Genomic DNA, 13166 nt, shown 5'->3' with positions numbered 1-13166 from the left:
CTCAGTCGAGGTGAATCCAGTCCGACACCGGCTCGTAACGGCCTTTCTCGGCATTGACGCGCCAGATCCGGCCGACCGGGAACGACATGTCTTTCACCGTGACCGGAATACCGATGATGCCGCCGGTATCCCAGTCCTCGATGGAAGCCAGTGCCGCGGCCATGTTGTCCGCGGTCAGCTCCTTTCCGGCATCCAGGGTGCGCTTGATCACCTCGGTCCAGACCATGGCGTTGAACCAGCCCTGCATGTAGCCGGTGGGACGATACCCTGCCTCAGGATCGCTCTTCTCGGCCTGGGCACGGAGCGCATCCAGCATCGGGCCGCTCTCCTCGCTGTCATAGTAGTTGTACGGCATGACCCCCATGTAGCCGTCGGCGTCCGCGCCCATCTTGTCAATGATCAGCTTGTCGGAGGACCAGAAGGTACCCATGAACTGGGTATCCAGGCCCATCTGGCGCATCTGCACCATGAACTCGTTGATCGGCGACAGCACGTAGCCGTGGAACACCACGTAATCCGGACGAACCCGGCGCAGTTTCAGAACCTCGGCGGACACGTCCACACTGCCCGGCTTGGTGACGATCTCCTCGACCACCTCGATGCCCAACTCGGCAGCCCGGGCCTTGCCGTTCTCGATGGGATCCTTGCCGAACTCGGTATCGCTGTAGACGAAGGCCACTGTCGGCATGTCGTCGCCCTCACCCTGGGAGGCGATGTACTCCAGAATAATGCCGAACATCTGGCTGTAGTTGGGACCGGGGATGAACTGGTAGGGATATTGCTCGTTGTCAGTCAGCGCCGTGGCGAAGGACGCCCCACTCATCAGCGTGGTCCCCATGCTGTTGAGTTCCGAGGCAATGGCCTTCATGAAGCCGGTGCTGTCACCGTAATAGGTCGCCGGTGAGCTGCTGCCGGAGATTTTCTTGAAGGCGGCCACCGAACGGTCCACCTCGTAGGCGGTGTCCTCCATCACGTATTCCACCGGGTGGCCGTTGATGCCACCCTGGCTGTTGATCCAGTCCGTGTAGTCCGTCAGGCCGGCATGAATATGGATACCGGCAAAGGCAAAGACACCGGAGAGCGGAATGGAACCACCGAACACGATGGGCTCCTTGTCCTGGGCTATGGCAGGGGCGGCTACGGTCAACGCAGCAACCAGGCCACCAAGCCCGGCGAGCTTGCGTCCTTTTTTGAGGATGTTTCTGAACATGTTTCTTCTCCTTGCTGCTTCTTGTTGTTGGTGTTGCACGGTCTCTCGGAGAAAGACTCGTTGAAACACGATTAATTCCGGAATGGCCACAGCCGGAAAAACCGGCGGATGCGATGCCAGATCTCCGCCAGGCCATGGGGTTCGAAGATCAGGAAGCCCACGATCAGGGCACCGAAAATGATCTCCAGCATCGGCGACATGAACACGGGGGCATTGGGATAGAACGGTGTCAGCGCGGCGGTCAGCAGTTTCAGGGCTTCCGGCACCAGGGTCATGAAGGCGGCACCGAGAATGCCCCCCAGCAGGTTACCCATGCCGCCGACGATCACTGCGGCCAGGTAGAAGATCGACATGGAAAGCGGGAAGCTCTCTGGGGTCACCACCCGATAGAAATAGGCGAACAGGCCGCCGGCGACACCGGCATAAAAGGAGCTGAGGGCAAAGGACATCAGCTTGTAGCGCAACAGGTTGATGCCCAGGATCTCGGCAGAAATATCCCGGTCCCGGATGGCGATGAAGGCGCGGCCAACCCGGGTCCGCAACACATTGCGGGCGGCGAACACCATCAGCACCGCCAGCGGCACGATGATGAAATACATCCGGAAGTCGCTCTGGAAAGTCAGACCGAACAGATGCGCCGGCTCCAGGCTCAGCCCTCCCATACCCCCGGTGACCGATTCCCACTCGGCAAAAATGAAATGCAGGAACACACTGGCCGCCAGGGTGGCAATCGCCAGGTACAGCCCTTTGACCCGCAGCGAGGGCAGCCCTACCAGAATACCGACAGCGGCGGCCGCCAGTCCCGCGAGCAGCAGCGTCACCGGAAACGGCAGGCCGGTGTTGAGTGAGAGCCAGGCCACGGTGTAGGCACCCACCCCCATGAAGCCCGCCTGTCCCAGGGAAATCAGGCCGGTAAAACCGGTCAGTATATTCAGGCCGGTAGCACTGATCACGGCAATGCCCACCAGGCAACCCAGATACAGCAGATAGGAGTCAACCATGAACGGGAACAGCAGCAGAATCAGCATCAACAGGCCAAACCAGAACTTCTGGGTGCTACTGGTCCAGATTGCCTCATCGGCCTCGTAGGTCTGTTTTGCGTCACCGATGCGCATCTTATACTCGCTCTATTTCGTGGGTGCCGAACAGGCCATAGGGACGGATCACCAGAATCACCGCCAGCACCACAAAGGTGGCCGGCATCCGGTATTCGCCACCCAGGTAGGCGCCGGCCACGGTTTCCAGCCAGCCGATGAACACGCCAGCCACCAGGGCACCGAGGATGCTGTCCAGCCCCCCGACAATCACCACCACCAGCACACTCAGCCCGATGATCCCGAACTGGGGACTGAGCCCCCCGGTGGCCGCCACCAGCACACCAGCCAGGGAGGCGGCGAGTGAGCCGAACACCCAGGCCAGGTTGAATACCCGGCGCACATTGATGCCCATGGAATAGGCCGCGGCCTGGTCCGAGGCGGTGGCCCGAAGAGCCACCCCACCCCGGGAGAACCGGAAATACAGCAGGTAAATGATCAAAAGGGCGGAACCGATCAAGAAACCGTAGGCGATTTTTGGAGCCAGGTAGAGCGGGCCGATGAACACCGGCTCACGGGGCAGGAAGCTCGGCAGCAATTGCGGGTCGGCGGTCCAGATGAATTCCACCAGGCCCACCAGGATGCTGGCGATACCGATGGTCACCATCACCACCGAGATCGGAGACTCCCCCAACATCGGACGGATCATGGTTTTCTCGATCACCCCGCCCAGGATACTGCCGCCGATCACAGCCAGTGGCAGCGCGATCCAGGCGGACAGTTCCATACCACCGGCAAAGGCCAGAAACAGGTAGGCGGCAAACATCATGATTTCGCCGATGGCGAAGTTGATCACCCGGGTGGCCTTGTAGATCATCACGAATCCCAGGGCGATCAGGGCATACAGCCCGCCCATGGCCAGCCCCGCCAGACTGATCTCACCAAAGAACAACCAGTCCATCAGGCGGCCTCCCCTTCCGGATTGAGTTTCTTGCGCAGGCTGTCGATGTCACTGTTACCCAGGTAGGCCTTGATGACTTCCGGGTTGTTCTGGACATCCGCCGGCTCGCCCTCGGTGATGACCTGCCCGAAGTTGAGCACGGCAATGTGGTCGGAGATGTCCATCACCATGCCCATGTCATGCTCTACCATCAGCACGGTCACGCCCCACTCTTCCCGGATATCCAGGATGAAGCGGGCCATGTCCTCCTTCTCTTCCCGGTTCATGCCCGCCACCGGCTCGTCCAGCATCAGCACCTTCGGGCGCATCGCCAGCGCCCGGGCCAGCTCGACCCGCTTCTGCAGGCCATAGGACAGGCTGGCCACCGACTGGCGACGGATATGGTCGATCTCCAGGAAGTCGATGATCCGGTGCTCCACCTCCCGGCGCACTTCCATCTCTTCCCGACGGACGGCCCCGAAGTAGAACATCGAACCCAGCAGCCCGCTTTTCATGTGCACATGGGCACCGAGCTTGATGTTGTCCAGTACGGTCATGCCCCGGAACAGGGCGATGTTCTGGAAAGTCCGGGCCAGGCCCAGGGCGGCCCGTTTCGGCGGCTTGATGCCACTGGAAAGCTCCCGCCCTTCATAGCGGATGGTGCCCTGCTGGGGCTTGTAGAAACCGGAAATACAGTTGAACAGCGACGTCTTGCCCGCCCCGTTCGGACCGATGATGGTGGTGACGGTATTTTCCGGCACACGGAAACTGACGTCCTGCAGCGCTTTTACACCGCCAAAGGACAAGGACAGGTTACTGACCTCGAGGATACTCACGTATAACACGCCTCAAGATGTTTATGATTGTTGTTATTTGCTGGTCTGGACGAGTGTGGAACGTCCATTCTTAAAAATAGTCGACGCAGGGGGCCCGCGCCAGAAAACTGTGTTCTATATTCAGGGTTCAGGTCTGCCAAAAAAAGAGGAACAACAATGACCTCCCCCGTGATCCTGCAGTTCGACGACAACACCGGCGTGGCCACCCTGACTTTCAACCGCCCCGACGCGCTGAATGCCATCGACATTCCCATGGCCGAGGCCTTTCTGGAGGCCGCCAAAGCCCTGAGGGACCAGACCGGGCTTCGGTGCGTGGTGCTGACCGGCGCCGGCCGTGCCTTTATGGCCGGCGGAGATGTCGCCAGCATGGCTGGCGGCCCCGAACAGGCCCGGGAGGTGGTCAATGCTCTGCTGGATGCCCTCAACCCGGCCATCCTGATCCTGCGCGAACTGAACGCCCCCGTCATTGCCGGGGTCCGGGGCTTTGCCGCCGGCGCCGGGCTGAGCCTGGCCCTGGGCGCGGACCTGATTATTTCTGACGCCAACGCCCGGTTCATGGTGGCCTACGATGGCATCGGGACGGTTCCGGACTGCGGGGGCACCTGGTTCCTGAACCGCCGCATCGGTGCCGGTCGCGCCAGTCAGCTGATGCTGCTGGGCCAGACGTTGACCGCCGAGGAGGCGCTGGACTGGGGGCTGATCAACCGGGTTGCCCCCGAAGGCGAGTTTGACGATGCCCTGACCGACCTTGCCAGCAAGGTTGCCAACGGCGCGAGCCGAGCCTACGCCGCCTTCCGACGACTCTCGGATGAGGCCTTCGGCGGTGCCCTTTCCGGACACCTGGAAGCGGAAAGACAGGCCTTTCTGGAAGCGGTTGGAACTTCGGACTTCCAGGAAGGGGTCGCCGCGTTTCTCGCCAAGCGACCGGCACAATTCCGGGGGCAATGAGCGATGCGGGCACCTGTATCGGAATCCCCGCACCGTCGGTGTCATGAGATCACGCCGCGCTCCCGGAGCGCTTCGATCTCTCCGGGAGACAGACCGGCAATCCGCTGCAACACCTGTTCGGACTGCTCCCCGAGCAATGGTGGCGCCGTGCGGTAGGTGACCGGGGTCAGTTTCAGCTTGATCGGATTGCCAACGGTCGGTATCTCACCCAGGTTGGGGTGGGCAACATTCTGCCTCATGCCCCGCGCCAGCACCTGGGGATCGTCAAAGACCTGATCCAGGGTGTTCACCGGTCCGCAGGGTACCCCGGCCTGCTCCAGGATCCCGACCCACTCCCGGGTCGAGCGCATCACCGTGGCCTGCCTCAGTTTCGGGATCAGTTCCTTGCGGTTGGCCACCCGGGCCCGGTTGGTGGCAAAGCGTTCATCGCTGGCCCACTCCGGGTGTTCGAGCACGTCGCACAGGCGGGCAAACTGCTGATCGTTGCCCACCGTCAGTACCATGTTGCCGTCCGCGGTGGGGAAGTCCTGGTAAGGCACGATATTGGGGTGGGCATTGCCCATACGGGCCGGTGCCGTGCCCGTGGTCAGGTAATTCATGGCCTGGTTGGCCAGGCAGGCCACCTGCACGTCCAGCAGCGCGGCCTCCACGTACTGCCCTTCCCCGGTCCGGTCCCGGTGGCTGAGGGCGGCGAGCACGCCAATGGTGGCGTAGAGCCCGGTCATGATGTCCGTCAGGGCCACGCCGACTTTCATCGGCCCAGCCCCGGGTTCGCCGTCCGGCTGGCCAGTGATGCTCATCAGCCCGCCCATGGCCTGGATCAGGAAGTCATAGCCCGGACGACTGGCATAGGGGCCATCCTGACCAAAGCCGGTAATGGAGCAGTAGATGAGTTTCGGGTTGATGCGCCTGAGGCTGTCGTAATCCAGGCCATAGCGCTTGAGGCCGCCGACCTTGAAGTTCTCCAGCACCACATCCGATTCGGCCACCAGCTTGCGGACCAGCGCCTGCCCCTCGGGATGGGCGATATCCACGGCCAGGGACTGTTTGTTGCGGTTGGCGGTCAGGAAGTAGGCGGATAACTCGGCACTGCCATCCGCGCCCTGAAGATAGGGCGGCCCCCAGGACCGGGTGTCATCCCCGGTGCCTGGGCGCTCGATCTTGATTACCTCGGCGCCAAGATCTCCGAGAATCTGACCGGCCCAGGGGCCAGCCAGAACCCGGGAAAGGTCCAGCACACGCAGGTGCGACAGGGGGCCTGCCATCCGACTCTCCTCGCAACCGACGTGTTAGCGCATGCCACCAAGGCACAGGTATTTGAGCTCCATGAACTCATCCAGGCCATAACGGGAACCTTCCCGGCCCAGGCCGCTCTCCTTGACCCCGCCGAACGGCGCCGCTTCGGTGGAAATAATGCCCTCGTTGATACCGATCATGCCGGTTTCCAGGGCCTCGGCCACGTGCCAAATGCGACGGATGTCATTGCTGTAGAAGTACGCTGCCAGGCCGAATTCCGAATCATTGGCCATGGCAATCGCCTGTTCCTCGGTGTCGAACCGGAACAGCGGCGCCACCGGGCCAAAGGTTTCCTCACTGGCCACCAGCATGTCCTGGGTGACGTCGGTAAGGATAGTCGGCTCGAAGAAGGTACCGCCGAGCGCATGCACCTTGCCACCGAGGGCCACCTTTGCGCCCTTGGTGGTGGCATCCTCGATGTGGCGCTGGACCTTGTCCAGGGCCGCGGCATTGATCAGCGGGCCCTGCTGGGTGTCACCTTCAAGGCCGGCACCCACCACCATCTTGCTGACGGCAGCCTTGAGCTTCTCAACAAATTCGTCATAGACACCCGACTGGACATAGATGCGATTGGCGCACACGCAGGTCTGCCCGGTGTTGCGGTACTTGGAGGCCATCAGCCCCGCCACCGCGGCATCGAGATCAGCGTCGTCAAAGATGATGAACGGGGCATTGCCACCCAGCTCCAGGCTCACTTTCTTGACCGTGCCGCTGGCCTGGCGCATCAGCAACTTGCCCACCGGCGTGGAGCCGGTGAACGACACCTTGCGGATGACCGGGTTGGTGCTCAGCTCCTCGCCCACCTCCGGCGCCCGGCCCTTCGAACAGGTCACGATGTTGAGAATCCCGGGCGGGACACCGGCTTCTTCCGCCAGCACCGCCAGGGCCAGGGCGCACAGCGGGGTATCCTCCGCCGGCTTGACCACCACCGGACAGCCGGCAGCCAGGGCCGGGGCCACCTTGCGGGTGATCATGGCCACCGGGAAGTTCCAGGGTGTGATTGCCGCCACCACCCCGATGGGCTGCTTGATCACCACGATGCGCTTGTCACGGCCGTGGCCCGGAATCACGTCACCATAGGCCCGCTTGGCCTCCTCGGCGAACCATTCGATGAAACTGGCGCCGTAGCCCACCTCGCCCCGGGCTTCCGCCAGGGGCTTGCCCTGCTCCGCGGTCATCAGCCGGGCCAGGTCTTCCTGATTCTGCATCACCAGATCAAACCACCGGCGCAGGATACCAGCGCGTTCCTTGGCAGGACGGGCACGCCATTCCGGCCATGCCGCCTCGGCCGCCTGGATCGCCTGCCGGGTATCGTCGGCGCCCATGTCAGGCACGCTGGCCAGATGTTCGCCATTGGCAGGGTTGGTCACCGGCAACAGATCCCCCGAATGAGCCTGGACCCACTCGCCATTGATATAAGCGCTTTCACGCAGCAGTTCCGGATTCGTCAAACTGATAGTCATCACAGTCCTCACAGGAGAGAGTCAACGCCCTCAGAGCAGATAGCTTTCGATCACATCCCTGACAAAGGCAGCATAGTCGTCAACGGCCACATTCTGGTCGCGGTATTTCCGGCGCTTCAGGTACCAGTCCTGCAGCAGGGCCTTGATCATCGAGGCCACCAGCCGGGCATTCCTCGGCCGGTACACGCCAGCCTCGATACCGTCCTCGATAACACCCAGAAAGATGTCTTCGATCTCCAGCTCAATGGCCACCGCATCCCGCTTCTCCGGCGCCGGCAGGCTTTTCGCTTCCATGTAGGAGAAATAGAACCAGGCCCGCATCAGCTCGCTCAGGTACAGGTGCGCCTTGATCGCCGAGAACAGCTTGTCACGTACGTCATCCACCTCGCCAGTGTAGTGCAACAAAGTGCGACGGGTGATGGTGAAGCCGTGACTCTGGATCAGGTGGATCAGGTCGTCCTTGTTGCGAATGTAGGCATAAAGACCGCCCATGCTCATGCCCGAATCCGAACACAGATCCCTTAGGGTCATGGCATGGAAGCCCTTGGAGTTGGCCAGTCTCAGCGTCGACTCGATGATGCGGATCAGGTTCTTGACCGCCGTCGCCTCCTTCTTGATGCTGATCCTGTCCTTGTTCTGACGATAAACCTCGCGGACCACATCCTCCTTGGACATGCTCAGCTCGTTGCGAAATGCCTCGTAGTTTTCAATCATTGGTACCACGCCTGTCTGCTCCTGCGGCGGGGATTATAAGTCAGATCACGCCACCGACAGGAACCGGTCCTGGGTTGCCTGGTCTTTGCGCAACTCATCGCTCGGTGCCTCGTGCACCACCTGTCCTTTTTCAAGAATGTACGCCCTGCGGGCATGCTTGAGGGCGAACTGTACGCTCTGGTCAGTGAACAGAATGGTGGTGGTCTTGCTGAGGTCGTCGATCAGTTCACCGATCTGCTGCACAATAACCGGAGCCAGCCCTTCGTTGGGCTCATCCAGCAACAACAGCCGCGGCTGGATCATCAGGGACCGGGCCACGGCCAGCATCTGCTGCTGTCCACCTGAAAGCGTGGCGCCGTCCTGATCGGCCCGCTCACCCAGCATCTCGTACTTATCGAGAATGCCATCCACGGTCCAGCGGGCGGCACTGCCCTTGCGCTGGTAGGCAGCCACATCCAGATTCTCCCGCACTGTCAGGCCCGGAAAAATCCGCCGGTCCTCCGGCACATAACCGATACCGGCCCGGGCAATCTGATGGGCCGGCAGACCGTGAATCGGCTTGCCATCAAAGATCACCTCGCCGGATCGTGGCGGTGTCAGGCCCATGATGCTTTTCAGGGTCGTACTCTTGCCGGCACCGTTCCGGCCCAGGATGCACACGGTCTCGCCCTCGTCCAGTTGCAGCGTGACACCCTGAAGCGCCTGGCTCTCGCCGTAGAAGGTCTGGATATTGCGAACATCAAGAATCATGGGTTGGCCTCCTCGACCGCGTCCTCTTCTTCCTCACCCAGGTAGGCGACACGAACTTCCGGATGGTTCTTCACTTCTTCCGGAGTGCCGGCAAACAGTTTTTCGCCGCGATGCATGACCAGAATGCGATCGGCCAGATTGAACACCACGTCCATATCGTGCTCGGTGATCAGAAACGTGTAATCGCCACTGTCCGCCAGGCTCTTCACCAGTTTGGTGGTGCGGCGGGTCTCGTCCGGGGTCATGCCGGCAGTGGGCTCGTCCAGCAGCACCAGCTTGGGCTGTGTGGCCAGCACCATGGCAATTTCCAGCAAGCGTTTGTCACCGTAACTGATGACCTCGGCCCGCTGGTCCCTGAGACCGTCAATGCCCAGCCGCTTCAGGTACTCCACGGCCTCCTGCTGGATCCCGGTATTGCGGGAGGCAATGTTGAACAGTTTCCGGCTGTGGCCATGGTAGGCCGACAGCACCACCTCCACGTTCTCCTGCACCGTCATCTCCGGGAAGATGTTGTTGATCTGGAACGACCGGGACACCCCCAGACGGCTGATCTTGTGGGGCGGCAGTCCGGTGATGTCCTGCCCGTCCAGGGTGATCTTGCCCTCGGTCGGCAGCATCCGCCCGGACACCATGTTGTAGAAAGTGGTCTTGCCGGCACCGTTGGGCCCGATGATGGCGATAGTTTCCTTCGGCATGACCTCCAGGTTGATACCGTTGACAGCAGTAACACCACCAAAACGCTTGGTGAGGTTGTCTATGGTCAGGATCGGCTTGCTCATTTCTTCACCTCCAGCCACCAGTCAAGGGCGGTACCCAGCAACCCCTTGCGGAAGAAAATCACCATCATCGCCAGAATGATCCCCAGAACCAGCATCCAGGACTCGGTGAAACTGGTGATCCAGGTTTCCAGCAGCACGAACACCGCAGAGCCGACAAACGGCCCCAGGAAGTAGCCGGTGCCACCAAGGATCGCCATCAGAACCGGTTCGGCGGACATGGACCAGTGCAACAGCTCCGGACTGGCCACCCGCAGGAACGGGGCCATCAGGCCACCGGCGAGGCCGGCAAAGGAGCCTGCGATGACAAATGCCACCAGGCGGTAGGTGCGCACGTTCAGCCCGGCGAAGGACACCCGCTCCGGGTTCTGGCGGATCGCCTTGAGGATCATGCCGAAGGAACTGCGGCAGACCAGGTACAGCACCACCGCGGCAATAGCGACGATGACCAGCACCACATGGTAGTAGACCGCCGGGTTACCCAGGATCAGGTCCACGCCGAGCCCGAAGGAGCCCAGGGTAAAGCCGGCCAGGCCGTCACTGCCGTTGGTCACGGAACGCCACTGGTAGGCGATGGCAAATACCATCATGCCGAACGCCAGGGTAAGCATGGCGAAATAGACCTCATTGAGCCTTACACTCAGGAAGCCGATCACCAGGGCCAGCAGTGCCGAGGCGCCCATGGACACCAGCAGGCAGGCCAGGAATGGCCACTCCAGGTGAATCAGCACCAGCGCCGTGGCGTAGGAACCGATACCGAAAAAGGCCGCATGGCCGAAACTGAGCATGCCAGTGTAGCCGAAGATCAGATTGAAGCTGGCCGCGAACAGGCCAAGAATCAGGATCTCGGTGAGGATGAAAATATAGAAGTAGGAAGCAATCCAGGGCACCGCAATCAGCCCCGCAATCGCCACGGCCAGCAGGCCCATCAGGATCTTGGTCTTCATGCGGTCGCCCCCTTGCCCATGATGCCATTGGGTTTGAACAACAGAACCAGCGCCATGCCAAGGAACGGCAGCAGCAGGTTCACTTCCGGCAGATAGCGGCCGCCAAAGCCGTGAATCAGGCCGAGGACGATGGCACCGAGCAGTGCGCCCGGGAAGCTGCCCAGGCCGCCGATGACCACCACAATGAAGGACTCGATGATGATCTTGTCGCCCATGCCCGGGTCCAGGGCCCGCATCGGCGCTGCCACCACACCACCAACAGCGGCCAGCCAGGCACCGAAGGCAAACACGCCGGTGACCACCATGCGGGTATTGATGCACAGGGCTTCGGCCATGTCCCGGTCCAGGGCTGCGGCGCGCATGATGCGGCCAACACGGGTGCGATTGAACAGGTACCACAGCCCGGCGAGCAACAGCAGGCCGACAACAATCACGAACAGGCTGTAAGTGGACACGGAACTGCCCAGCAGCTCCATCGAGCCGGACAGCAGCTGCGGTGGCTGCACCACGTGGATGCCACTGCCCCAGATAACGCGGACACTCTCGTTGATGATCAGCAGGATCGCGAAGGTCAGCAACAGGCTGTCCGCCACGTCCCGACTGTAGATGAATCGCAACAGCAGCCGATCAATAATGACGGCCAGGATGGCCACACCGATCGGCGCCAGCAGCAGGGCCGCCCAGAAGGGCATCCCCACAAGATTGATCAGGGTGAAAGCCAGGTAGGCTCCCAACATGTACAACGCCCCATGGGCAAAGTTGATGATGTTCAGCACACCGAACACGATGTTCAGGCCCACTGCGATGATGAACAGCAGCAGCCCGATATCAAGACTGTTTAGCAACGCCGCTCCGATGCCAGACATGGATTACCTCATTAGGTTAGGGCCGGTTTCGTGGCGCCCCGGAGGGCGCCACGTCAAGCTGATGAAAGATGGTCTGATCAGAGCTTGCAACCGGTCTCTTCAATGGTGCGGGCTACTTTCTCGCCGTCAAAGATCTGCAGGTTGGTCAGGGTCCGGATACCGTGCTCGGCATGCATCGGGCCGGAAACACCCCAGTTCGGGCTGACCATGGCCTGGTGATCCCCGGCACGGAAGGTCACGGTGCCATTCGGCGCTTCCATGCTCATGCCACTGAGGGCCTTGGCCACAGCCGGACCCTCGGTGGTTCCGGCCGCTTCCATCGCCTGCTTGTAGGCATAGATGGCAGCGTAGGCACCCTCGGCGTTATAGCTGGGCGGCGTACCATAGGCATCCATGTAGGCTTTGACAAAGCGGTCGTTCACCTCATTGTCGTAAGCGTCATACCAGTAGCGTGTGGACAGGTGAACCCCTTCAGGCATCTCCTCACCCAGGGCGGACAGCACCTCGGTGGCGGCACCCACGGTGAACATCACTTCCATGTCCTTGTCGAAGAAACCACGGGTGTTGGCCTGACGGATGAAGTTGACCAGGTCACCACCCCAGACGGAGATCAGCACACCCTCGGCATCGGAGTTCATCACCCGGTCGATGAATGGCGTGAAGTCCTCCGCACCGAAGCGCGGGAAGTTGGTCTCCGACATCAGGTTCACGTCCGGATTGATTTCCTTCAGGTAATTACCGAAGAATTCCCAGGACTGGTGACCAAAGGCGTAGTCCGGACCGATGGTGGTCCAGTTGGTAGCATCCGTTTCCGCCGCAACCAGAGCCGCAGCCTTCATGTTCTGGGCCACGTTGACGCTGATGCGGTAGGTGAACGGGTTACACAGTTTGCCGGTTACATCCGGCGTGGCGGCGTGGGTAATGATCAGCGGTTTCTGCAACTCCGGCATGGTCGGCACCATGCCCTGGGCAACACCCGAGCTGTCCAGGCCCACCAGGGCTTCAACACCCTCGGAATAGACCAGTTTCCGGGCGGCCTGGATAGCCACCGAGGCTTTGCCCTGGCTGTCCTCATAAACCATTTCCACCTGGCGACCCAGGATGCCGCCGGAGGCGTTGATTTCATCCACCGCCAGGTTGATACCCTTCTGGGCAAACTCACCGTAAGTGGCAGCACTGCCGGACAGAATGTAGATCCCGCCAATCTGGATCGGATCCTCGGCATAGCTGGTCCCGGCGGTACCGAGAGTTGCGGCTGCGGTCATCGCAACCAGCAGTTTCTTCATGCTTGTTTTCTTCATGGTATTGCTCCTGTGTTCTTGTCTTTGTTGTCACTGGAACTGTCAGGCCCGTTACATCGGGGCCGGTTTTCGTGGGTCTGAATGC

General features: G+C 61.2%; 13 protein-coding genes. 1 reads left to right on the top strand and 12 read right to left on the bottom strand.

Annotation, left to right across the window (positions count from 1 at the left end; genetic code table 11):
• Nucleotide 1: 1 nt before the first annotated feature.
• From DET50_RS06495 to DET50_RS06480, 4 genes are all read right to left on the bottom strand, one after another.
• On the bottom strand, nt 2–1210 hold the full coding sequence (locus DET50_RS06495) for an ABC transporter substrate-binding protein (protein ID WP_113862065.1): 1209 nt from the start codon (nt 1208–1210) through the stop codon (nt 2–4).
• A 71-nt stretch (nt 1211–1281) separates the two neighbouring features.
• Complete coding sequence (locus DET50_RS06490; protein ID WP_113862064.1) at nt 1282–2325, bottom strand: branched-chain amino acid ABC transporter permease; 1044 nt, start codon at nt 2323–2325, stop codon at nt 1282–1284.
• Between the two features lies 1 nt (nt 2326).
• Complete coding sequence (locus tag DET50_RS06485; RefSeq protein WP_113862063.1) at nt 2327–3205, bottom strand: branched-chain amino acid ABC transporter permease; 879 nt, start codon at nt 3203–3205, stop codon at nt 2327–2329.
• Nucleotides 3205–4020 (bottom strand): ABC transporter ATP-binding protein, encoded by an 816-nt coding sequence (locus DET50_RS06480; RefSeq protein WP_113862062.1) that lies wholly within the window; start codon nt 4018–4020, stop codon nt 3205–3207. Before DET50_RS06480 ends, DET50_RS06485 begins: the two co-directional genes overlap by 1 nt.
• Before the next feature lie 156 nt (nt 4021–4176).
• Here DET50_RS06480 and DET50_RS06475 point away from each other — a divergent pair, with 156 nt between their 5' ends.
• Complete coding sequence (locus tag DET50_RS06475) at nt 4177–4968, top strand: enoyl-CoA hydratase/isomerase family protein (RefSeq protein ID WP_113862061.1); 792 nt, start codon at nt 4177–4179, stop codon at nt 4966–4968.
• Between the two features lie 41 nt (nt 4969–5009).
• On the opposite strand, the gene DET50_RS06470 is transcribed toward DET50_RS06475, so the two are convergent.
• The 8 genes from DET50_RS06470 to DET50_RS06435 all read right to left on the bottom strand — a co-directional run bounded on the left by DET50_RS06470 (nt 5010) and on the right by DET50_RS06435 (nt 13081).
• Entirely contained in the window at nt 5010–6233 is a 1224-nt protein-coding gene (locus DET50_RS06470; RefSeq protein ID WP_113862060.1) for a CaiB/BaiF CoA transferase family protein, read from the bottom strand.
• Between the two features lie 24 nt (nt 6234–6257).
• Entirely contained in the window at nt 6258–7721 is a 1464-nt protein-coding gene (locus DET50_RS06465) for an NAD-dependent succinate-semialdehyde dehydrogenase (RefSeq protein WP_309472649.1), read from the bottom strand.
• A 36-nt stretch (nt 7722–7757) separates the two neighbouring features.
• Complete coding sequence (locus DET50_RS06460; RefSeq protein WP_113862058.1) at nt 7758–8441, bottom strand: TetR/AcrR family transcriptional regulator; 684 nt, start codon at nt 8439–8441, stop codon at nt 7758–7760.
• 45 nt (nt 8442–8486) lie between these two features.
• Nucleotides 8487–9191, bottom strand: a complete 705-nt coding sequence (locus DET50_RS06455; RefSeq protein ID WP_113862057.1) for an ABC transporter ATP-binding protein — start codon at nt 9189–9191, stop codon at nt 8487–8489.
• Nucleotides 9188–9970, bottom strand: a complete 783-nt coding sequence (locus DET50_RS06450; RefSeq protein ID WP_113862056.1) for an ABC transporter ATP-binding protein — start codon at nt 9968–9970, stop codon at nt 9188–9190. Before DET50_RS06450 ends, DET50_RS06455 begins: the two co-directional genes overlap by 4 nt.
• A complete protein-coding gene (locus tag DET50_RS06445; protein WP_113862055.1) occupies nt 9967–10914 on the bottom strand; it encodes a branched-chain amino acid ABC transporter permease in 948 nt (315 codons plus the stop codon). The genes DET50_RS06450 and DET50_RS06445 overlap by 4 nt, the downstream gene beginning before the upstream one ends.
• Entirely contained in the window at nt 10911–11780 is an 870-nt protein-coding gene (locus tag DET50_RS06440; RefSeq protein ID WP_113862054.1) for a branched-chain amino acid ABC transporter permease, read from the bottom strand. Before DET50_RS06440 ends, DET50_RS06445 begins: the two co-directional genes overlap by 4 nt.
• Nucleotides 11781–11857: 77 nt before the next feature.
• Nucleotides 11858–13081 (bottom strand): ABC transporter substrate-binding protein, encoded by a 1224-nt coding sequence (locus tag DET50_RS06435; protein ID WP_113862053.1) that lies wholly within the window; start codon nt 13079–13081, stop codon nt 11858–11860.
• Nucleotides 13082–13166 lie beyond the last annotated feature (85 nt).

It is taken from the genome of Marinobacter pelagius (assembly GCF_003315345.1).
Classification (GTDB): Bacteria; Pseudomonadota; Gammaproteobacteria; order Pseudomonadales; family Oleiphilaceae; genus Marinobacter; species Marinobacter pelagius_A.
This window is presented reverse-complemented; position numbering and strand designations above follow the sequence as displayed.